Source organism: uncultured Bacteroides sp. (assembly GCF_902491285.1).
Lineage (GTDB): Bacteria > Bacteroidota > Bacteroidia > Bacteroidales > Bacteroidaceae > Bacteroides.
This window is the reverse complement of the sequence record NZ_CABUHK010000069.1, coordinates 1-21,235: the sequence shown is the minus strand read 5'-3', so window position 1 is coordinate 21,235 and position 21,235 is coordinate 1. Positions and strand designations below refer to the sequence as shown.

Below are 21,235 nucleotides of genomic sequence, written 5' to 3'. Positions count from 1 at the left end.
GCTTTTTACTCTATATAATGATATTGTGGTTTTCTTTTTCTTGCGTTTCTTGCGGTGAATTTTATTTGAGACTTAAAATTTCTCCTTTTGCGCCCAATTCTTCATAAACCTTTCCATCTACAGTCAGGTTCTTTGCATTCTTGACATTCAGGATATTGTTGCCTTTTGAAGACTCTACATAAATGTTCTCCAAAGTAACTCCGTCTACCTGGCTGATGACAACCCCATCCGTAGCTTCCGTCATCACGACGTTTTTAACAGTAATATTGCTAATCGGCATTTCCGGCAAACCGTTGAAGAACATCGCACGTCCCGAACCTCTGCACACAATATTCGAGATATGGATATTGCGGAATGCCGGAGTCTCTTCCGTTACCGGCGGGATGGCTGTTTTCATGCGGTTCAGCAAGTCTTCTTCTGATTCTTCTCCCGCACCTTTTCCACCGTAGAACAAGTCGAACAATAACGGCTCGTTCGGAATATTAATCATGTTGATATTATTAATGTAGATGTTTTCCACCACACCGCCACGTCCGCGGGTACTCTTGAAGCGCAAACCTACATCAGTCCCCATGAATGTACAATCTTCCACATAGATGTTCTTCACGCCGCCGGACATTTCACTGCCGACAACAAATCCGCCATGTCCGTGCAATACCGTATTATTCTTCACAATCACATTCTGGCAAGGTTCGCCGCGACGGCGACCGTCTTCATCCTTACCCGATTTGATACAGATAGCATCATCTCCCGCATCAAACACACTGTTGATAATCAGCGCGTTCTTGCAAGATTCCAGGTCGATGGCATCACCGTTCTGAGAATACCAGGGATTGATGACCATGATATTGTTTACAGTGAAATCCTCGCAGGACAACGGGTGCAGACACCAGCTCGGAGAGTTCTTGAAAGTCACACCTTCCAGCAGTACCTTCTTGCTTTTTACGATGCTGAGCAGCACCGGACGCAGCCATGGACGGATTTCAGCCCATTCCTCATCCGTATTGATACCTTCGGGGACGTTGAAGTCCTTACAAGCCATAGCACCTTTCAATGAGCCGGCTGTGGGATACCATATCTCCTGTTTCTCATCAAGGACACCGCCGGAACTTACTAATTTCTTCCATTGCGAAGCTGTCAGTTTTCCTTTCTTCACCGGACGCCAGCAATCTCCGTTTCCGTCAAATGTCCCATGTCCTGTGATGGCGATATTCTCCGCGTTGCGTGCCGAAATCGGCGACTGGCAACGACGGGTTTCCAGTCCTTCAAAAGAAGTGGCGATGATAGGGTATGCTTCGAAATCTCCGGTGAAGAGTACCAGTGAGTTTTGTTCTGTATATAAATTTACGTTACTCAGCAGTTCGATAGGGCCTGTCAGCCAGATGCCTTCCGGGATAATCACTTTGCCACCGCCGTGTTGGTTTACGTCCTTGATAGCGTCGTTGATAGCTTTCGTGTTCAGGAACATTCCATCCCCTTTAGCTCCGAATTTTTCAATGTTTACCTCATAAGCAGGAAAAAACGGCTGTTGTACTTTTGGCATTTCAAAAGGTAAATTCTGGTAAAGGGTATCGCTTATTACGTTTTCACTTACCGCATTCCCGCTTTGCGGTTTACATCCCGAGATAAACGGCAAACAGCATATAGCCATCCAGAAGAGTCTTTTTGTCAACGTGTTCATTTAGTAATCTTATTTTCTATAGGGTTATACATCTATTGTTTTTCTTGGTATATACTTGAGTGTTCTTGAATAAATATTATGAAAAAAACTCTTAATTATCGAATGCAAAGATACGTGCGAACCTCCAAAAGGATGTGGACTAATTGATAGAATACGTGTATTTTTTGTCATTACTGTCTATTATTTGCACACTTCGCATGATTTTATGCAGAAAGATGCTATCTTTGCACAAAATTTAACTATTAAAAGATATGAGTTACAACTTGTTGAAAGGAAAAAGAGGTATTATCTTCGGTGCGTTGAATGACCAGTCCATTGCTTGGAAAGTGGCTGAACGCGCTGTAGAAGAAGGTGCGACTATTACATTATCAAATACTCCGATGGCTATCCGTATGGGAGAAGTCAATGCTTTGGCTGAAAAATTGAACTGTCAGGTTGTGCCGGCGGACGCTACCAACGTAGAGGAGTTGTCGAATGTATTCAAGACCTCGATGGATATACTGGGCGGACAAATTGATTTTGTACTCCATTCTATCGGTATGTCTCCCAACGTACGCAAGAAACGTACTTACGATGACCTTGACTATGGAATGTTGGATAAGACATTGGACATTTCGGCTGTTTCATTCCACAAAATGATTCAGGCTGCCAAGAAACTGAACGCTATCGCTGATTACGGTTCAATCGTTGCATTGAGCTATGTGGCTGCACAGCGTACGTTCTACGGCTACAACGATATGGCGGATGCGAAAGCACTGTTGGAATCTATCGCACGCAGCTTCGGTTATATCTACGGACGCGAGCACAGCGTGCGTGTGAACACAATCTCACAGTCGCCTACGTTTACAACGGCCGGTTCGGGTGTGAAGGGTATGGACAAACTGTTTGACTTCGCCAACCGTATGTCTCCGCTCGGAAATGCGACTGCCGACGAATGTGCTGATTATTGCATCGTGATGTTCTCCGACCTCACCCGCAAGGTGACCATGCAGAACCTCTTCCACGACGGCGGATTCTCCAGCGTGGGTATGAGTCTTCGTGCTATGGCTACTTACGAGAAAGGACTTGATGAGTACATGGACGAAAATGGTAACATCATTTACGGATAATAAATTATGAAACTACGGATTTCTCTTCTTATTATATTAATAAGTATGCTTTTCGCCGCCTGTGGGTTAAGCACAGGAAAAGGTATGGAGCAGAAGGAAGAGGAGATTTCTGTTCTGAGATATGATAAGCTGTTGAGCGAATACGTTCGCTCCAACAGCTTTTCTGCCATGCAGAAGTTGTCGATGGATTACCGTCAGCCGACGAAGATTCTGATTGAAGATGTGCTGGCTATCGGCACGGTGAAAGACGATACCATCTCGCAACGCCTGCAAAAATTCTATTCGGATACGACACTGGTTCGTCTGATGGGGGATGTGGAAGCCAAGTTCCCTAATTTGGATGAAGTGGAAAAGGGACTGACTAAGGGATTCAAGAAGCTGAAAAAGGAAGTGCCCGATACCCAAGTGCCGTTTATCTATTCACAAATATCTGCGTTCAATGAGTCTATCGTCCTGGTCGATTCTTTGCTCGGTATCAGCCTTGATAAATACATGGGGGAGGATTATCCTCTTTATAAGCGTTTTTATTATGATTACCAATGCCGTTCCATGCGTCCCGAACGAATTGTGCCGGATTGTTTTGCGTTCTATCTACTGAGCCGTTATGGCATGAAGTATCATGAGGGGACTTGTCTTATTGACCTGATGATGCATGCCGGGAAAATTAATTATGTAGTACAGAACTTATTGGGATACAATGACAGCGGTGAGGCGATGGGATATTCAAAAGAGGAAAGTGACTGGTGCAAGGAAAATGAAAAAGATATTTGGGAGTATGTCTGTTCCAATGAACATCTGCACGCGCGTGACCCGATGGTGATCCGTTATTATATGAAACCTGCTCCGGCTGTTGAAATGCTGGGTGTTCAGGCTCCTGCATTGATAGGTACATGGATAGGTACGAGAATTGTTGCGGCATATATGAAAAAGCATAAAGACATGAAGCTGAAAGACCTGTTGGAATTTACCGACTATCATGTAATGTTGAGTGAATCCAACTATTTGGCTTCCTGATTTTGCCTTTCATTTTTAATTCGCTTCGCTCAAAACCTTATTTGATTTTTAATAGTAAAGTATAGTCTTAATTCTTCATTTTAAAGTGGAAACTGCCCTTTATTTGTTGCCCGTGACTTTAGGTGATACGCCTATTGAAAAGGTATTGCCTTCTTATAATAAGGAGATTATCTCCGGTATCCGGTATTTTATAGTCGAAGATGTCCGTTCAGCCCGCCGTTTCTTAAAAAAGGTGGACAGGGAGATTGATATTGATGCACTGACGTTTTACCCGTTGAACAAGCATACTTCGCCCGAAGACATTTCCGGTTATCTGAAACCTTTGATAAACGGTGCTTCAATGGGGGTCATCTCTGAGGCAGGCTGTCCGGCTGTTGCCGATCCGGGAGCGGATGTAGTGGCTATTGCACAGCGTAAAAAGTTGAAAGTCGTTCCTTTGGTCGGACCTTCTTCTATCATTCTTTCCGTGATGGGGTCGGGGTTTAACGGCCAGAGTTTTGCGTTCCACGGCTATCTGCCGATTGAACCGGGCGAGCGTGGAAAGAAACTGAAAGCGTTAGAGCAGCGTGTGTATGCCGAGAACCAGACGCAACTTTTCATTGAGACTCCTTACCGGAATCATAAAATGGTGGAAGATATTCTACAGAATTGCCGTCCGCAGACAAAACTGTGTATTGCCGCCAATATCACTTGCGAAGGAGAGTATATACAGACGCGTACGGTGAAAGACTGGAAAGGGCACGTGCCTGATTTGTCTAAGATTCCTTGTATTTTTCTCTTATACAAATAACATTTTTCAGATGTTCGTATTCGTTTTCAAAGCAACTGCTGAAGAATCCTTTGCCTAAGTTCTCTTCAATCTGCTTGAAACTCCATAGCTTACTATTTTTAAAGCGGGGAGTACAGAGGACTGAATCGTCAGCCAAATCTACGATGAACAGGTAGATAAGACGGTTGGTCACTTCATTCTCGAAGTGATAGGCGATGTTGAACTCCGGTTTGATGTCATTGACTTGGGGAAGGGCATTATTCATCAGACGGGTAGCGGCTGCTGTCAGAGACTCTCCGTAGCGAAGATAACATTCCATTGGAATGTCTACTTTATTCTTGTCCAAAATGGCTGTTGACGGTCTGTCGCAGAGAAATAGCATCCCATGGGTAGACACGGCAATTCTTATCACCGGATTGATATAGGCATTCTTGTAATTGATTGCCTCAATAGCGGGTGTTTTCCCAATCACGTCTCCTTTGGTATTGACGATAGGCACATACTCCGTGTGAGACATCAGGTGATTGAAGAAATGGATGGCTATTTGATTGAACACGATGCTCAGAATGAAGACAGTAGGGGGCAGGATTTTATAGAGGACGAGTTCGCTCGTCTTGCTCGGCGGGTCTTGGAAAACAACAGCGATGCTGATAATGACAAAATGCAGTACGCCGAAGATTAAAGCGATGCGTGCCGAAACGATGGCAGCTTCCGCCCCTTGTGCGTACAAGCGTTTGTTGCAGGAACCTATCTGCTTCAGGAAGTGATTGATAAATCTCTTTTTATGCATATAAAGTATCAGCATGGGAATAAGGATGCTGACTTCCAATGTGAGGGGAAGTGCACCGGGCGGAACGTAATCACCGGGAATAAGTGCGGCTAAAGATAATAGCGCCAGCATCCCGGTCGCTATATATAGGATAAAGTTAGGAACTAGTATCCCCTTTCGTTTCAGGGAAAGATATATACCTACGATACCTATGCCTGTACCGATGTAAATAGCCGTGTCTTGCGTTATAAATTCACACAATAAAATGGAAATAATAACGGGGATAAAACCCATTGACATGTTAAACGCGGAAGAAAGTACTCCTTTATGATCCATTTCTACTTTATGTTTATTTGCCGGTTCTACAAGTAAAACAAATAGTGTCTGTGTTTTGTTTGCTAACGGATATGTTTCTCTGCATGATAGGATGAACGGACAAGAGGAGCGCTCTCTACGATGTTAAATCCTTTTGCTAATCCCGTAGTCCTGTATTTTGCAAATTGTTGTGGAGTCACATATTCTGCAACAGGATAATGACGGTGGCTGGGTTGCAGGTATTGTCCTATAGTGAGAATCTGACAGCCGACCGCCAATAAATCGTCCATCAATATTTCCACTTCTTCGGAAGTCTCTCCCAAGCCGACCATGATGCCGCTTTTGGATTTGACTCCTTTGGAAGAGATACGTCCGATAACTTGCAGGCTCGTATCGTAATTGGCCGCACTGCGTACCAGCGGACTGATGCGGCGCACGGTTTCCATATTGTGTGAAATGATGTCGGGACAGGCTTCTATCACGAGGTCTACCAGTTCCATTTTACCTTGGAAGTCGGGTATCAGTACTTCGATAGTAGTCTGAGGATTCAAGCGTTTGATTTCATGGATGGTACGCGCCCAATGTTCCGCTCCCAAATCGGGAAGGTCGTCCCGGTCTACGGAGGTGATGACGGCATGATCCAGTTTCATCAGTGCGATGGATTCTGCTACATGGGTCGGCTCATTCGTATCCAACGGATGCGGGCGTCCGGTCTGTGTGTTACAGAATTTACAACTGCGGGTACAGATGTCACCTCCGATCATAAAGGTGGCAGTACCTTTCCCCCAACATTCCCCCATATTGGGGCAACGCCCACTGCTGCATATGGTATGCAGGCAGTGGGAGTCGACAATCCGTTTGGTTTCGGTGTATCGTTCGTTGGCACCGATATTAATTTTCAGCCATTCGGGCTTACGTACTCTATCCGCCATTATAAGTTATTCAAGAAAAAGTTGGTCAACCGTGTGTATAAGTGGTGGCGGGTATTTCCACCGTATATTCCATGATTACGGTTGGTATATACCTGCATATCGAATTGCTTGCCGAGTTGAACCAAGTGTTCGGCGTACTCGGTACAATTCTGGAAGTGTACATTATCATCTGCCATGCCATGCACAAGCAACAGGTTGCCATGCAACTTGTCGGCACGGGTGAAAGCGGATGATGCTTTGTAGCCTTCGGCGTTTTCTTTCGGAGTACGCATGAAACGTTCGGTATAAACCGTATCGTAGAAACGCCAGTCGGTCGGTGCGGCAACGGCTACTCCTGCCTTGAATACGGGAGTTCCTTCACTCATACTCATAAGAGTCATGTATCCGCCGTAACTCCATCCCCAAATACCGATGCGGTCTTTGTCTACGTAAGGTTGCTTGCCGAGGTAAAGAGCGGTTTCCACTTGGTCTTTGGCTTCTTTCACTCCGATTTTCAAGTAGGTGCACTTCTCGAAAGCTTCTCCGCGACCGCCTGTTCCACGACCATCCACGCATACAACGATGAATCCGCGGCTTGCCATGTATGTTTCCCAACTGATACCCCAAGTGTCCAATACTTGCTGGGAGCCCGGACCGCTGTATTGATACATCAGTACCGGATACTTTTTCGATGTGGAGAAATCTACAGGTTTCATCATCCATCCGTTCAGAGTTACGCCGTCCGTAGTCTGGAAAGTGAAGAACTCTTTCTGCGGTATTGCATATCCTGACAATGTTTCTTTTAGCTTGTCATTCGTAATCAATGTCTTGAGTGTTTTACCCGAATTATCGTTCAACGTCACCACCATAGGAGTGTTCAGGTTGGTGAATTTGTTCATATAATACTTCATTGATTTACTGAAAAGCGGGGTGTTTGTTCCTGTCTGCTGAGATAGTTTAATCTTTTTGCCCTTCTTGTCTGTCTTGTAGACGGCTTTGCGCAGCGGGCTTCCTTCATTACTTGTGTAGTAGAAAGAACCGTCTTCTTCGTCATATCCCAAGAAGTCTTTTACTTCAAACTTTCCGTTTGTTACCTTTTTGATAAGGTTGCCACCCATGCTGTACCAGTAGAGATGGCTGTAACCGTCACGTTCACTGAGCAGGCTGAAATAATCGGGGTAGAATTTGATGTTATCAAAAGTGTTTTCTTTAATATAATAAGGAGATTCGTCACGCAATACCAGTTTGCAAAGCGTGGAGCGCGGGTCGGCAAAGTAAAGGTCGAAGCGGTCCTGGTGACGGTTCAGGGTCATGATTGCCAGTTTGTTGGCATCTTTGGTAAAACGGATGCGGGGGATATATCCGTCCGCGTCAAGCGGAAGTTTCATCGTACGGGTAACGTGCGATTTAATATCATACGTGCGTACCTCTACTTTTGAGTTCGGGTAGCCGGCCTTCGGATACTTATATGTATATTCTCCCGGATAATCCTTGAGAACATCGATACGGGGGGCTTGTCCGGCAAATACCGGGAACGTATAAGAAGGAACTGCCGATTCATCGAAACGGATAAAGGCAATCTGCGTATTATCAGCGCTGAATTCCAAAGCACGGTTGAAGCTGAACTCTTCTTCATACACCCAGTCCGGGATACCGTTGATGATGGAGTTCTGTTTTCCGTCCTCAGTCACCTGGCTTTCGCTGTTGCCGTATAGCAGCTTGACAAGGAAAATATTGTTATCGCGGACAAAAGCAATCATTGTGCCGTCCGGAGAAAAGACGGGGACCTGTTGAGGTCCGCCGTCAGACAGCCGTTCAATAATGTTGTTTGTCGTAACGCCCTTATCATTTCGTTTCAAAGGGTAGATATAATGTACGGCTGTATAAGAATGCCGGTAAATCGGAGTCGTCTTGGTGGCAATCAGCAATTTCTGACCGTCGGGTGAGAACTGATAGCTGTCGAAGTTCTTGAAGTCACATTCGCGTGCAGTGTTCACATCGAAGATAACTTCTACTTTCTCACCTGTCTTGAAAGAATATTTGATGATTTGTGTGCCTTCGGCGTTCATCTGTGTGTAGTGCTCGCCGTCGGGTGTGGGGATGACTCCCTGAATGTTTTCCGGGCGGAAACGTCCGGAGGTGATGTCTTTTAAATCAAGTGCCTTTTGTCCTTGTGCCATTCCGGTCAAACAGATAAGGCAGAGTAATAAAGTGATGCTGATTTTTTTCATCTGCTTTTATTATTGCTTTTATAATTCAGTTTTGGTTTTTATTCGTACTTGCAAAAGTAACAATAAACTTAGATTCAACAAAACCTGATGGATTTTTATGCGGTTTTGATAGGGATTATTGGGTGAGATTCGATATCTTTGTGAAAAGTACTTTAAAATATTACCACTATGAATTCAAAAAGGAAAGACTTGCAGTATGCTTCTGTTTTCTTGTTGGCAGTGGCGTTGACCTTCCTGCTGGGGAAGGGGGATAATCTCTGGTTGGTGTCATGGGGCGACCTGATACCGAGTTTATTTGTATTGTTCATAGCGGGTGATTGTCTGTATAGTTCCCTGCTTCGTATCAAGCGCGGCGAAGAAGAGGGCGGTGCTCGTTGGAGTACTTGTTTTACTTTTCTAGTGTTCAGTATTGTTTTTATGGGCGATTTATTCTTTATCGGCAACTTCATTGTTGATAAGTTATGCGGGTAAACTATAAGCTTTAGTTTACTTTAACTAGGAAAATTAGTTTATGAACTAAAACTTTTCGTTATTTGCAGCAAATAATGTTGCAAGTATGAAAGGATTAACAGCAAAAGAGGAAGAAATCATGGGCTTTTTTTGGGAAAAAGGCCCCCTGTTCGTGAAAGAAATGTTGGCTTTCTATGAAGAACCGAGGCCACATTTCAATACATTATCTACTATCGTGCGTGGGTTGGAAGACAAAGGTTTCCTGGCTCACTATACGTTTGGTAATACCTATCAATATTATCCTGTGGTCAGTGAAGAAGACTTTCGTAAGAGAACGCTTCGGAATGTGATTAGCAAGTATTTTAATAATTCTTATTTAAGCGCTGTCTCTTCTTTAGTCAAAGAAGAAGATATTTCTTTGGATGAGCTGAAGCAGCTCATCAGTGAAGTGGAGCAGTCCGATAAGAAAGACTAATCTGTTAAACGAAAATCTATACTATGGGAGTTTTCTTCATTTATATATTGAAATCATCTGTCTGCCTTGTCTTATTTTACCTGTTTTTCCGCTTATTATTGAGCAAGGAGACTTTCCACCGTTTCAATCGGGTTGCTTTGTTGGGAGTGTTGTTCTTCTCGTTGCTCATCCCTTGCATTGAGATGACTACCCGTCATCAGGTCGAAGTACAGCAGGCTGTACTTTCTATCGAGCAGCTGTTGATGATGGCGGAACTGAACGCAATAACTCCGGAAGTGGGAGCTGTAATACAGCAAGTGCCTTCTGTTTCCTGGATACAAATTGTTTTATTGGTTTATTTGGCAGGCATTGTATTTTTTGCTTGTCGCAATATCTGTTCTTTGATTTGTCTTTTCAGGCTGATATATTCGGGTAGACATGAGAAGTTGGAGAAGGGTATTACTCTTGTGGTGCATAACCGGACAATCACTCCGTTTAGTTGGATGAAGTATATCGTAATCAGCCGGAAGGACCTGGAAGAGAATGGACGGGAGATTTTGATTCACGAAACGGCGCATATTTGTCACCGTCATTCCATAGATTTATTATTGGCGGATATTTGTATTTTCTTCCAATGGTTCAATCCTGGCGCATGGTTGCTCAAACAGGAATTACAGAATATCCATGAATATGAAGCCGACGAGACGGTTATTAATGAAGGAGTAAACGCGAAGGAATATCAACTATTATTAATAAAAAAAGCCGTTGGCACAAGGCTCTACTCTATGGCCAACAGCTTTAATCACAGTAAACTTAAAAAGCGTATCACTATGATGTTAAAAGAAAAATCAAGTCCATGGGCTCGTTTGAAGTACCTGTATGTACTTCCGTTAGCTGCTATTGCAGTAACTGCTTTCGCCCGTCCCGAAATCTCTGAGAAAGTAGAAGAGATTTCAGCAGTCAAAGTTAATGATTTGGCGGAAATTGTGCAAGAAAAGGTGCTGCAAGATACAGTGAAAGCATCGAAAGTCGTGAAGAAGGCTGATTCGAAGGTGGCTGCGGCGGAAAAGAAAGAGGAAGAAGAAATTGTAATCTTTGAAGTGGTGGAGCAGATGCCGGAATATCCTGGCGGTATGGATGCATTGAGCAGGTATTTAGAAAGAAAAGTGGTTGACTCTCCCATGAAAGGCAAAGCAGGTGGACTGGTAACGATTGGCTTTACAGTCACTGAAGCCGGGAAAGTAACAAATGTGCAAGTGCTTGAATCTGACCAACCTTCGCTGAATAAGGAAGCCGAAAGGATTGTTAGTGAAATGCCGGATTGGATTCCGGGAAAGCAACGTGGCAAACCTGTTCCTGTGAGGTATTCTGTTCCTGTGAGATTCGGCAACATCAGATTTGGATTGGAGAAGCAGCCGTTGATTCTTGCTGATGGTAAGGAAATCAGCATGAATGCTATGGAAAAGATGAATCCGTCGGAGATAGAGAGTGTGTCTGTACTGAAAGATAGCGCTTCTATAAGAATATATGGCAAACGTGGCGAAAATGGAGTGATTCTTGTAACCACGAAGAAGACGGGTACGACAACACAGTTTGATTTTTCTAAAGTGGATAATCAGGAAAACGTAGTACCCGATTTTCAAGTTAGTGGGACTGTTGTTGATGAACAGGGACGTCCGAAAGCTGGTGTGAGCATACTTGTACCTAATACGACTTATGGTGCAATCACGGATATGGACGGTCATTTCAGCTTGAAAGCTGTAAAGGGTGGCAATCTGCTATTTTCGTTTATCGGATACAAATCCATGAAAGTTCCTGTAAGTGCTACAATGTCAGTACGGATGGAGCAGGAAGTGGTTAATTTGTTGCCGGAAATTACCAAACGGTTTGTGAAGGTCAAAGGAATAAAAGATACCAGTTTTATTAATGGTGTAGGTAGTGTCAATATTCATGGAGTGAAAGATGGTGAACAGCCTTTGGTTATTGTTGACGGTAAGGAGGTTTTAGAAAAAGATGCTTTGTCTAAGATTTCTCCTGAACGCATTAAAAGCATTTCTGTATTGAAAGATAAAACCGCCACGGCTATTTATGGGGAAAAAGGGAAAAATGGAGTAATAATTATTACATTGCTTACAGAAGGAGAATATGAATTTAAGAAGACCAATCCAGAGAAGCCTTATACAGATGCATTAGAATTGGCGGAAAATGCAGCACAAAAGATTGACGGAAAAATTGCTTATTATCTGGATGATAAAAAAATAAATAAAGAACAGTTGAAAGGTATGTCCGCCAAGTTAATCAGGTCAGTGTCTGTAAGTGATATGGAAGGAGGGAAGATTGTACAGTTAAAAACAGATAAGTATGGTGCTGACTGGATTCCTGTGACTGGAACTGTGACTGACGAAAGTGGAAAGCCGATTGCAGCTACTTTAATTGTAAAATATACAAATGATTTTGTTGTAGCTGATTCTGATGGTCATTTCAATATGAAGGCTCCTAAAAATGGAGTGCTTCGGGTCGGGGATATTGATAAAGCTATTGTTGAAGTTAAGGTGGAACCTGTGCTTAAAATCGTTTTGAAAAATAAATAAGAATGGTTTGTATGAATTGATGGAGACTATTCGTGCATATTTTGGATATTTAGGCGGAGGTACGCAAGTATCTCCGTTTCTTGTTCCGGGTGGAACCAGTGTATCTCCTCATCCCGCTTGAACCAGGTCATCTGCTTGCGTGAATAAATACGGGAATTCTGCTTTATCTTTTCGATGGCAAAAGGGAGTTCCCATTCTCCATCCAGATACTTGAATAATTCTTTGTATCCTACTGTATTAAGAGAGTTAAGGTGACGGTAAGGAAGTACGGAACGTACTTCTTCCAACAGCCCTTCTTCCATCATCATGTCTACGCGGCGGTTGATACGGTCGTAAAGTTCTTCCCGGTCACGGGTTAGCCCTACTTTGATAATACGGAATGGGCGTTCTTTCTTCTGCTGTGTGCGGAAAGAAGTGTAAGTGCGTCCGGTCATATAGCAGATTTCCAGCGCATGAATCACTCGCTTGGGATTCTTTAAATCTACAATGCGATAATATTCCGGGTCTAATAAGCGGAGTTCGGCACAGAGTTGTTCAAGTCCTTCTGCCTCATATTTCTGCAACATGAGTTGGCGGGTTTCCGCATCGACGGTAGGAATGTCGTCAATCCCTTTGCAAATAGCGTCTACATACATCATCGAGCCGCCGGTAAGAACCACGACTTCCTGTTGTGCAAATAACTTTTCAAGGATTTCCAATGCTTCCGCTTCATATTGGGCGGCACTGTAATAATCTGTAAGATGTAGTGTGCCGACTAAGTAATGGGGCACACGTGCAAGCTGTTCGGGCGTAGGTGCTGCCGTACCTATTTTTAATTCGGCATAAAGTTGCCGCGAATCGGCAGACACAATGCTTGCCCGGAAATTCTCTGCTATTCGCAGGCTTAATTCGGTTTTCCCTACACCGGTAGGACCTATAAGAACAATGAGGGTAGACAATGGACTTAAGTGATTAGTGATTAATGATTAGTGATTAGTGATTAATGCGATGCGAATATCTGCACAGCGTTGATCATTAATCACTAACCACTAATCGTTAAATTAAAATTTATCGTCTTCGTAAGAGCCGCCTGCGTCACCGCCAATATCGAATCCTTCCTGGTCGAAGTCTTCCATATCGAAGTCCTGGTCACCATAGAAGTTTTCGTCCAGGTCGAGAGAGCCGCCTGCAGCAGCCATTTCTTCAAAGTCGACCGTTTGTTTGGGAGCATCTCCGGATTTCTTGGTGCATTTGGCACCCTTCATTTCCTTTCCGGTAATGATTTCAGATAACTCGATGAAGAAGCAACGCTCTGTCATATAATCGAATACATACAGCAACTTCTGTTTTTCATCTTCTACCAGTTCGCTGATAGTAGTTTCCTTCATTACCCAGCTATCCATTTCCGGGTTGTCGTCCATTTCTTCCAAAGTCACTTCTTTTTCTTTTTCCCAGTCATCATCGCAGATAAAGAAAGAAGTCATCTGGTCGTTTGTGTACCCAACTGATTTTAGTATTGCCTCATGGAAGTCAAAAAATGTAGCTTCCGGGTCAATTTGTATTTCTCTGACAAAATCGTCAACTTCATCAGATATGATAGTAAACCTGTATATCATAATATGACTATTTTGAACTGTTTATTTAATTATACCACGTTCTGAATTACGGATGAAGTTGATAATGTAGTCGATTTCGGGACTTTTCTCAAATTCATCTTCAATTTTTTTCAATGCTTCTGTCGTGTTCAGCCCACTTTGATAGATGATACGATAGGCATTGTGGATATTTTCAATCACTTCATTGGCAAAACCGCGACGACGCAGACCGATAATGTTGATTCCGCTGAAAGCGATTGGTTCGCGTCCTGCAATGATGTAAGGAGGGATATCTTTGCTGAAACGGCATCCGCCCTGAATCATCACATGACTGCCTACATGACAGAATTGGTGCATCAATACATTGGCACTGACAATGGCGTTGTCATCAATCACAATTTCGCCTGCCATCTTGGTCGAGTTGCCAATGATACATCCGTTACCGACCAGCGCATCGTGTGCCACGTGCACACCTTCCATCAACAAGTTGTTGTTGCCCACGATTGTGCGCCCTTTAGCTGCCGTGCCACGGTTGATTGTCACGTTCTCACGAATCAGATTATTGTCTCCGATTTCGGCTGTCGACTCTTCACCGCGAAACTTGAGGTCTTGCGGAATGGCTCCGATAACAGCACCCGGAAAAATCGTATTTCCGTTACCAATACGTGAACCATATAAAATATTGGCATTAGCCATAATTTTATTGTTGTCGCCGATAACCACGTTTTTATCTATGAATACAAAAGGCGCAATTTCTACATTTTCCCCGATTTTAGCTTCGGGATGAATATACGCTAAAGGACTTATCATTTGAATTTCCAATTGTTAATTACTTGTTTTTTACTATTTGTGCCATGAACTCAGCTTCGCAAACCACCTTTTCCCCAACGAATGCGTAACCTTTCATGGTAGAGATGCCACGGCGGATAGGCGCTAATAATTCCACGCGGAATATCAGTGTGTCTCCCGGCACTACTTTCTGGCGGAATTTCACGCCGTCTATTTTCATAAAATAGGTAGAGTAACGTTCCGGTTCGTCAACCGAGTTGAGAACAAGCAAACCGCCTACTTGCGCCATTGCCTCTACTTGAAGTACACCCGGCATAACGGGTTCCTGCGGGAAATGTCCCTGGAAGAAAGGCTCGTTGGCAGTGATATTCTTGACACCTACAATATAGTTGGCACCGATTTCAATCACTTTATCCACCAGTTGGAAAGGATAACGGTGCGGCAACAGTTCGCGGATACGGTTTACGTCCATTATCGGCTCACGGTTACAGTCATAGCCCGGCGCCTGTATTTCGTGCAGGCGGATTTCTTTCCGCATCTGGCGGGCAAACTTGTTATTGATTGTGTGTCCGGGACGGGTAGCGATGATACGTCCTTTAATCGGTTTGCCGATTAAAGCAAGGTCACCGATAACGTCCAGCAGTTTGTGGCGGGCACATTCATTCGGCCAAACCAACGGCTTGTGGTTGATGTAACCTAATTGATCGGCATCCATGTGAGGAACTCCCATTACATCAGCCAATTTGTCGTAGCTTTCCTGTGACATCTTGCGTTCGTAGATTACGATTGCATTGTCCAGGTCGCCTCCTTTTATCAATCCCGCAGAAAGAAGCGGTTCTATTTCGCGGACAAAGACGAATGTACGGCTGGCGGCCACTTCGTCTTTGAAATTATGCATATCTTCAAGTGTAGCAAACTGGTTCGGAATAATGGTTGAATCGTAGGAAACCAGTACGTTCAGACTAAAGTTCTCGTCCGGCAGTACAATGATGGATGAACCTGTTGATTCGTCCCGGAATTCAATCTTTGACTTGATGATATAAAAGTCCTTGACAGCATTTTGTTCTACTGTCCCTACACGTTCTATTTCTTGTACATAATATTGTGCACTACCATCTAAGATGGGAAATTCCGGGCCGTTTACCTGGATAAGGCAGTTGTCGATGCCCAATGCGTAAAGGGCTGCCATACCATGTTCGATGGTGCTTACTTTGACTCCATTCTTCGACAATACAGTACCACGGGTGGTTTCTGTCACGTTGTCGGCTACTGCATCGATAGTTGGTTGTCCTTCCAGATCAATCCGTTGGATTTTGTATCCATGATTGTCCGGAGCAGGATTAAATGTAACAGTGAGGTCAAGTCCAGTGTGAAGACCTTTCCCGCTCAGTGAAAAGCTATCTTTCAGCGTTTTTTGTTTCAGCATTGGCTACTTATTTACTTATTTAATAGTTGTTTTAATTCTTCGATTTCTTTGCGCAGGTTACGCAGTTCTTTCTGCATATCCGGCAGGCTTCTTTGTACAACAGATGCCTTGAAATATTGTTTTAGATCCATAGGGGGAGTTCCGATAAGCTGGCTGCCGGATTTGATATCCCCGGGGACGCCGGATTGGGCGCCCAAGCCTACTTTGTCTCCTATTTTTGAGTGGCCGGCTATACCTACCTGCCCGCCGATCATACACCATTCGCCTATTTTGGTAGAACCGGCGACGCCTGCTTGTGCGGCCATTACGGTATGCGAACCTATTTCGTCGTTGTGTGCTATCTGTATCAGGTTATCCAGCTTGACACCGCTATGTACCACCGTAGCTCCCATCGTAGCACGGTCTACGCAAGTGTTTGCACCTATATCCACTTTATCTTCCAGAATAACGATTCCGATTTGGGGAATCTTGTCGTATCCGCCCGGAGTAGGGGCAAAGCCGAATCCGTCCGCCCCGATTACTGCGCCCGAATGCAGGATACATTCATTCCCTATGCGGCAATCATGATAAACATTTACATGAGAATAAAGCAGGCAATTATTGCCTATCTTCACACCGTCTCCAACAAAAGTATGTGGATAAATCTGAGTGTTATCTCCAATCACGGTATTTTCGCCGATGTAGGAAAAAGCACCTATATATACGTTCTCACCAATCTTGGCACTGGGGGCAACAAATGCTAATGAGTCGATACCCTGTTTTTTCGGTTTGCTCATTTCGTAAAGATTGAGCAGTTTCGCCAGGCTCTCGTATGCATTGTCTACTTTGATAAGGGTTGTTTTGATTTCATGTTCAGGAGTGAAGTCCTTATTAACCAGGACAATGCTTGATTGTGTCTCGTAGATGTAAGGTGTGTATTTGGGATTTGACAGGAAAGAAATAGCTCCGGGCATTCCCTCTTCTATTTTAGCGAATGTGTGTACCGTAGCGTTTTCGTCTCCAATGATTTCCCCTTGGATAAATGCTGCAATTTGCTTAGCCGAGAACTCCATGTCTTTTCTTTAAAATTTAATTAGTTCACAAATAACGGACTTTTTTTTCAGATTTCCGTGTTATTGCATGAATATTTTATACTTATCTGTGCAATCTCTGGTAGCAGAGATAGTATTTCTTTACCTTTTTGGACAATAATGAGATGTTCAGCATGTCCGATGCTTCGGCAATATTTTTGATAGTGCCGTCCTTGTAGATAATGTCAATACTGTCATCTGCCGGGTCGTACATATTCTTTTCGATGCTGGGGGTAGAGACAAAATAGTTCGCTTCGGAAAGTGTTATGCCTAGTTGCTGGCTGATTTGCAAAGTTAATTCTTTTTTTCTGTCTTCACCAATCGGTTCCGACGAAATTTCCACTTTAAAGATATTCCGGTTAATCATTCCCATACTTAAAGTGGAAAGAACTTTGTCTGTATGGTTACTCCATACTTTCAAAGCCGTCCATATATCATTATCATCCAGTTGGACGAAATTCTCCAGACAATCGGGGTTGTTGTAGAATTCGGCAGGAGTGATATCTTTGTAAAGGAAAAAATGCAATGCAGGCGATGCGAACAGCTCTACTCCCTGTGATGCCAGTTCTTTGGCGCGCAAAAGAGTGCTGATAAGCATCTTCTCGTAAGCTACTGAAGTTTTGTGCAGGTATACCTGCCAATACATCAGGCGGCGTGCAGTGAGGAAATTTTCGATGGAGTAAATACCTTTGGATTCAACTACGAGCCGGTCGTCCGCAACATCAAGCATCTTGATGATTCGTGCCGAACCGATATTTCCTTCCGTAACTCCCGTATAGAAACTGTCACGACGAAGATAATCGAGCCTGTCCATATCCAACTGGCCGCTGACAAGCTGGTGCAGGAAACGTTTCGGATACTCGTCTTTGAAGATTTGAATGGCAAGACTGAGTTGCCCGTTCATCTCTTTGTTCATCCGTTCCATCAACATAAGAGAAATCTCTTCGTGAGGAATACCTTTTACAATAGTGTCTTCCAATACATGAGAGAAAGGACCGTGTCCGATGTCATGCAGCAGGATGGCGGCTTGTACGGCTTCCGCTTCACTGTCAAAGATGAAGTTACCTTTGGATGCCAGTTGCGTGATGGCTTCACTCATCAGGTAGAAAGCTCCCAAAGAATGTTGGAAACGGGTGTGTTGCGCACCAGGATATACCACTGACGAGAGACCTACCTGCTTGATGCGGGTAAGACGCTGCAAAAGGGGATGCCGTACTATATCGTACAGCAGCCCCTTTGGAATATTGATGAACCCGAATACCGGGTCATTGATTATCTTTCTTTCGTAAGGCACTTTATTAACGGTTTAGTGGTTAGTGATTAGTGATTAGTGGCTGTGCGCAATATGCTGCGTAGTGCTAATCGTTAATCATTAATCGTTAATCACTTTTTTCAACTGTTCAGCCATTTGTGCCTGTACTTCTTGTGCGGCAGTACGGGCAGCTTCGGCAAATTTCTCCGTTTTATCCACATAGATGATACCACGGGATGAGTTGACAATTAATCCGCAGGTACTGTTCATACCGTATTTGCAAACTTCTTCAAGTGAACCGCCTTGTGCGCCGACACCGGGAACAAGAAGGAAATGATTGGGGACAATCTTGCGGATATCCTCGAAAGCGCGTCCTTGAGTTGCGCCTACCACATACATCATACGGTCGTCGCCTGCCCATTCCTGTGATTTGCGCAGTACTTTTTCAAACAAACGTTCACCGTTCACGTCTTCTGTCAACTGGAAGTCGTGAGAACCTTTGTTGGAAGTCAGCGCAAGCAGGATTACCCATTTTCCTTCATAAGTAAGGAACGGAGTGACGCTGTCTTCGCCCATATAAGGAGCTACTGTGACAGAGTCGATATCCAGTTCTTCGAAGAAAGTGCGGGCATACATGGCGGAAGTGTTTCCGATGTCGCCACGCTTTGCGTCGGCGATGATGAACTGGTCGGGATAATTATCTTTGATGTATTTTACTGTCTTTTCAAATGCAATCCATCCTTTTACGCCCATGCTTTCGTAAAAAGCCAAGTTAGGTTTGTAGGCAATACACAAATCCGCTGTCGCGTCGATGATGGCCTTGTTGAATGCAAAGATAGGGTCTTCTTCTTTCAACAGATGTTCCGGGATTTTCTTGATGTCGGTATCAAGCCCTACGCAAAGGAATGATTTCTTGCGTTTTATGTTTTCAAATAATTGTTGCTTATCCATCTTGTTATTTACTATTATACGATTTACTATTTACAATTTAAAGCTCCGCTCTCATTAAAGTCCCGCTCTCAACTTTCTATTTTTTACAACTCACTTTCTTTCAGTCGTTCCGCATTTTCAGCCACAATCAGGTGGTCGATACAGTCTTGGATATCTCCGTCCATGAAGGCAGCCAGATTGTAAATCGTGTAGTTGATGCGGTGGTCGGTGATACGTCCTTGCGGATAGTTGTATGTGCGGATTTTAGCCGAACGGTCTCCGGTCGATACCATTGTCTTACGCTTGGACGCAATGTCGTCGATATACTTCTGATGTTCTTTGTCGTAGATAAAAGTACGGAGACGCGCCAGTGCGCGTTCTTTATTTTTCGGCTGGTCGCGTGTTTCGGTACATTCGATCAGGATTTCTTCGGCAATGCCTGTGTTCGGGTTCTTCCATATATAGCGCAGGCGTACTCCAGATTCTACCTTATTTACGTTCTGTCCTCCGGCACCACCGCTTCGGAAAGTATCCCATTTGATTTCGCCTTCATTGATGACTACGTCGAATTCTTCCGCTTCGGGAAGTACGGCTACCGAAGCTGCCGAAGTATGTACACGTCCCTGGGTTTCTGTGGCGGGAACACGCTGTACGCGGTGTACGCCCGATTCATATTTCAGGATTCCGTAAACATTGTCACCTGTGACGCTGCAAACAATTTCCTTGAATCCGCCTGCCGTTCCTTCGTTCGCATTGGAGACTTCCATCTTCCAGCCTTTTGTTTCGCAGAATTTGGCATACATACGGAAGAGGTCGCCGGCAAAGATAGCCGCCTCGTCACCACCTGCACCACCACGGATTTCAAGAATCGCATTCTTGCTGTCCTGCGGGTCGGCGGGAACAAGCATCAGTTTGATTTCTTCTTCCAATACCGGAAGTCGTTCCTGGCTATTATCCATTTCTTCTTTAGCCATTTCACGCATTTCGGCATCCGACTCACTGGAAAGGATACTTTTGGCTTCCTCAATGTTACCCAGCAATTGGATATATTCCTTGCGGGCTTTCATCAAGTCATCCAGTTCCTTATATTCCTTGGTCAGCTTGACATAGCGCTTTTGGTCGGCAATTACTGCCGGGTCGGTGATAAGGGTTGATATTTCTTCAAAACGGGCTACAAGACCGTCTAATTTTTCTAATAGGGTACTGTTCTCTGCCATTCTTTAATATCTGAATTCTCCGAACTCGCTCTTGATAATTAACTCTGTGTTGTCACATTCTTCAACGCGTCCTACTATCCGTGCCGGGATACCGAATGATTCGGAAATAGCGATAACTTCTTCTGCATGTTCCGGTGACAGGTAAACTTCAAGGCGGTGTCCCATGTTGAATACTTTATACATTTCCGCCCAATCGGTACCGCTTTGTTCCTGAATAGTCTTGAATAATGGAGGAACTGGGAAAAGATTGTCTTTTACAACACGGACGTTTTCAACAAAGTGCAGTACTTTAGTCTGCGCACCACCGGAGCAGTGAACCATTCCGTGGATTTCGGGACGTAATGCATCCAGCAGTTTCTTTACTACCGGTGCATAAGTGCGGGTGGGAGAGAGCACTAATTTACCCGCGTCGATCGGAGAATCTTCTACACTGTCAGTCAGTTTCAGCCCGCCGGAGTAAACCAATTCTTCGGGAACTGCCGCATCGTAACTTTCCGGGTATTTATCAGCAAGATATTTGCCGAATACATCATGGCGGGCACTTGTCAGACCGTTGCTGCCCATGCCGCCGTTATATTCTTTTTCGTAAGTGGCCTGTCCGTAAGAAGCAAGACCGACGATTACATCGCCCGGACGGATATTGGCATTGTTGATAACGTCCGAACGTTTCATACGGCAAGTTA

19 protein-coding genes are annotated in these 21,235 nt (G+C 44.2%); 6 read left to right on the top strand and 13 right to left on the bottom strand.

The features are described from left to right. Nucleotides 1-61: 61 nt before the first annotated feature. Nucleotides 62-1,681: a glycoside hydrolase family 28 protein gene (locus tag RDN93_RS16335; protein ID WP_308746509.1), complete on the bottom strand. Its 1,620-nt coding sequence runs from the start codon at nucleotides 1,679-1,681 to the stop codon at nucleotides 62-64. A gap of 251 nt (nucleotides 1,682-1,932) precedes the next feature. Here RDN93_RS16335 and RDN93_RS16330 point away from each other — a divergent pair, with 251 nt between their 5' ends. The 3 genes from RDN93_RS16330 to RDN93_RS16320 all read left to right on the top strand — a co-directional run bounded on the left by RDN93_RS16330 (nucleotide 1,933) and on the right by RDN93_RS16320 (nucleotide 4,594). Continuing rightward, the gene (locus tag RDN93_RS16330) at nucleotides 1,933-2,790 is read left to right on the top strand and encodes an enoyl-ACP reductase (RefSeq protein WP_308746508.1); all 858 of its coding nucleotides are present in this window, start codon (nucleotides 1,933-1,935) and stop codon (nucleotides 2,788-2,790) included. Nucleotides 2,791-2,796: 6 nt separating this feature from the next. Then, entirely contained in the window at nucleotides 2,797-3,804 is a 1,008-nt protein-coding gene (locus tag RDN93_RS16325; RefSeq protein WP_308746507.1) for a gliding motility lipoprotein GldB, read from the top strand. 85 nt (nucleotides 3,805-3,889) lie between these two features. Then, nucleotides 3,890-4,594 carry an SAM-dependent methyltransferase gene (locus tag RDN93_RS16320; RefSeq protein WP_308746506.1) on the top strand — a complete coding sequence of 235 codons (705 nt, stop codon included), beginning with the start codon at nucleotides 3,890-3,892 and terminating at the stop codon, nucleotides 4,592-4,594. On the opposite strand, the gene RDN93_RS16315 is transcribed toward RDN93_RS16320, so the two are convergent. From RDN93_RS16315 to RDN93_RS16305, 3 genes are all read right to left on the bottom strand, one after another. Next, on the bottom strand, nucleotides 4,560-5,678 hold the full coding sequence (locus RDN93_RS16315) for a hypothetical protein (protein WP_308746505.1): 1,119 nt from the start codon (nucleotides 5,676-5,678) through the stop codon (nucleotides 4,560-4,562). The two genes, RDN93_RS16320 and RDN93_RS16315, sit on opposite strands and share 35 nt — an antisense overlap. A 62-nt stretch (nucleotides 5,679-5,740) precedes the next feature. Beyond that, entirely contained in the window at nucleotides 5,741-6,589 is an 849-nt protein-coding gene (gene lipA, locus RDN93_RS16310; RefSeq protein ID WP_308746504.1) for a lipoyl synthase, read from the bottom strand. Continuing rightward, nucleotides 6,589-8,799, bottom strand: coding sequence for a S9 family peptidase (locus RDN93_RS16305; RefSeq protein ID WP_308746503.1), 2,211 nt, complete (start codon nucleotides 8,797-8,799; stop codon nucleotides 6,589-6,591). Before RDN93_RS16305 ends, lipA begins: the two co-directional genes overlap by 1 nt. 168 nt (nucleotides 8,800-8,967) lie before the next feature. Here RDN93_RS16305 and RDN93_RS16300 point away from each other — a divergent pair, with 168 nt between their 5' ends. The 3 genes from RDN93_RS16300 (at nucleotide 8,968) to RDN93_RS16290 (ending at nucleotide 12,294) form a co-directional block, all read left to right on the top strand. Further along, nucleotides 8,968-9,270, top strand: a complete 303-nt coding sequence (locus tag RDN93_RS16300) for a hypothetical protein (protein WP_308746502.1) — start codon at nucleotides 8,968-8,970, stop codon at nucleotides 9,268-9,270. Between the two features lie 85 nt (nucleotides 9,271-9,355). Then, on the top strand, nucleotides 9,356-9,724 hold the full coding sequence (locus RDN93_RS16295; protein WP_308746501.1) for a BlaI/MecI/CopY family transcriptional regulator: 369 nt from the start codon (nucleotides 9,356-9,358) through the stop codon (nucleotides 9,722-9,724). A 23-nt stretch (nucleotides 9,725-9,747) separates the two neighbouring features. Next, nucleotides 9,748-12,294: a TonB family protein gene (locus tag RDN93_RS16290; RefSeq protein ID WP_308746500.1), complete on the top strand. Its 2,547-nt coding sequence runs from the start codon at nucleotides 9,748-9,750 to the stop codon at nucleotides 12,292-12,294. 26 nt (nucleotides 12,295-12,320) lie between these two features. Here the strand turns inward: RDN93_RS16290 and miaA are convergent, their stop codons facing one another. From miaA to RDN93_RS16245, 9 genes are all read right to left on the bottom strand, one after another. After that, nucleotides 12,321-13,232 (bottom strand): tRNA (adenosine(37)-N6)-dimethylallyltransferase MiaA, encoded by a 912-nt coding sequence (gene miaA, locus RDN93_RS16285; protein ID WP_308746499.1) that lies wholly within the window; start codon nucleotides 13,230-13,232, stop codon nucleotides 12,321-12,323. Nucleotides 13,233-13,334: 102 nt separating this feature from the next. After that, nucleotides 13,335-13,889 (bottom strand): hypothetical protein, encoded by a 555-nt coding sequence (locus tag RDN93_RS16280; RefSeq protein WP_308746498.1) that lies wholly within the window; start codon nucleotides 13,887-13,889, stop codon nucleotides 13,335-13,337. Nucleotides 13,890-13,910: 21 nt separating this feature from the next. Further along, complete coding sequence (gene lpxA, locus RDN93_RS16275; RefSeq protein ID WP_308746497.1) at nucleotides 13,911-14,678, bottom strand: acyl-ACP--UDP-N-acetylglucosamine O-acyltransferase; 768 nt, start codon at nucleotides 14,676-14,678, stop codon at nucleotides 13,911-13,913. A 19-nt stretch (nucleotides 14,679-14,697) separates the two neighbouring features. Then, nucleotides 14,698-16,083: a bifunctional UDP-3-O-[3-hydroxymyristoyl] N-acetylglucosamine deacetylase/3-hydroxyacyl-ACP dehydratase gene (locus tag RDN93_RS16270; protein ID WP_308746496.1), complete on the bottom strand. Its 1,386-nt coding sequence runs from the start codon at nucleotides 16,081-16,083 to the stop codon at nucleotides 14,698-14,700. 11 nt (nucleotides 16,084-16,094) lie between these two features. After that, nucleotides 16,095-17,135, bottom strand: coding sequence for a UDP-3-O-(3-hydroxymyristoyl)glucosamine N-acyltransferase (gene lpxD, locus RDN93_RS16265; RefSeq protein ID WP_308746495.1), 1,041 nt, complete (start codon nucleotides 17,133-17,135; stop codon nucleotides 16,095-16,097). Between the two features lie 82 nt (nucleotides 17,136-17,217). Next, the gene (locus tag RDN93_RS16260; RefSeq protein WP_308746494.1) at nucleotides 17,218-18,447 is read right to left on the bottom strand and encodes an HD domain-containing protein; all 1,230 of its coding nucleotides are present in this window, start codon (nucleotides 18,445-18,447) and stop codon (nucleotides 17,218-17,220) included. Between the two features lie 78 nt (nucleotides 18,448-18,525). After that, a complete protein-coding gene (gene pyrF, locus RDN93_RS16255; protein ID WP_308746493.1) occupies nucleotides 18,526-19,356 on the bottom strand; it encodes an orotidine-5'-phosphate decarboxylase in 831 nt (276 codons plus the stop codon). Between the two features lie 83 nt (nucleotides 19,357-19,439). After that, complete coding sequence (prfA, locus tag RDN93_RS16250) at nucleotides 19,440-20,552, bottom strand: peptide chain release factor 1 (RefSeq protein WP_308746492.1); 1,113 nt, start codon at nucleotides 20,550-20,552, stop codon at nucleotides 19,440-19,442. A 3-nt stretch (nucleotides 20,553-20,555) separates the two neighbouring features. Further along, the coding region (locus RDN93_RS16245) for an AIR synthase-related protein (protein ID WP_308746491.1) at nucleotides 20,556-21,235 on the bottom strand (680 nt) is incomplete at its 5' end.

What these genes read in the sequence shown, in the direction of transcription:
- RDN93_RS16335 (WP_308746509.1), bottom strand. Translation starts at nt 1,681, where the DNA reads ATGAACACGTTGACAAAAAGACTCTTCTGGATGGCTATATGCTGTTTG.
- RDN93_RS16330 (WP_308746508.1), top strand. Translation starts at nt 1,933, where the DNA reads ATGAGTTACAACTTGTTGAAAGGAAAAAGAGGTATTATCTTCGGTGCG.
- RDN93_RS16325 (WP_308746507.1), top strand. Translation starts at nt 2,797, where the DNA reads ATGAAACTACGGATTTCTCTTCTTATTATATTAATAAGTATGCTTTTC.
- RDN93_RS16315 (WP_308746505.1), bottom strand. Translation starts at nt 5,678, where the DNA reads ATGGATCATAAAGGAGTACTTTCTTCCGCGTTTAACATGTCAATGGGT.
- lipA (WP_308746504.1), bottom strand. Translation starts at nt 6,589, where the DNA reads ATGGCGGATAGAGTACGTAAGCCCGAATGGCTGAAAATTAATATCGGT.
- RDN93_RS16305 (WP_308746503.1), bottom strand. Translation starts at nt 8,799, where the DNA reads ATGAAAAAAATCAGCATCACTTTATTACTCTGCCTTATCTGTTTGACC.
- RDN93_RS16300 (WP_308746502.1), top strand. Translation starts at nt 8,968, where the DNA reads ATGAATTCAAAAAGGAAAGACTTGCAGTATGCTTCTGTTTTCTTGTTG.
- RDN93_RS16295 (WP_308746501.1), top strand. Translation starts at nt 9,356, where the DNA reads ATGAAAGGATTAACAGCAAAAGAGGAAGAAATCATGGGCTTTTTTTGG.
- RDN93_RS16290 (WP_308746500.1), top strand. Translation starts at nt 9,748, where the DNA reads ATGGGAGTTTTCTTCATTTATATATTGAAATCATCTGTCTGCCTTGTC.
- RDN93_RS16280 (WP_308746498.1), bottom strand. Translation starts at nt 13,889, where the DNA reads ATGATATACAGGTTTACTATCATATCTGATGAAGTTGACGATTTTGTC.
- lpxA (WP_308746497.1), bottom strand. Translation starts at nt 14,678, where the DNA reads ATGATAAGTCCTTTAGCGTATATTCATCCCGAAGCTAAAATCGGGGAA.
- RDN93_RS16270 (WP_308746496.1), bottom strand. Translation starts at nt 16,083, where the DNA reads ATGCTGAAACAAAAAACGCTGAAAGATAGCTTTTCACTGAGCGGGAAA.
- lpxD (WP_308746495.1), bottom strand. Translation starts at nt 17,135, where the DNA reads ATGGAGTTCTCGGCTAAGCAAATTGCAGCATTTATCCAAGGGGAAATC.
- pyrF (WP_308746493.1), bottom strand. Translation starts at nt 19,356, where the DNA reads ATGGATAAGCAACAATTATTTGAAAACATAAAACGCAAGAAATCATTC.
- prfA (WP_308746492.1), bottom strand. Translation starts at nt 20,552, where the DNA reads ATGGCAGAGAACAGTACCCTATTAGAAAAATTAGACGGTCTTGTAGCC.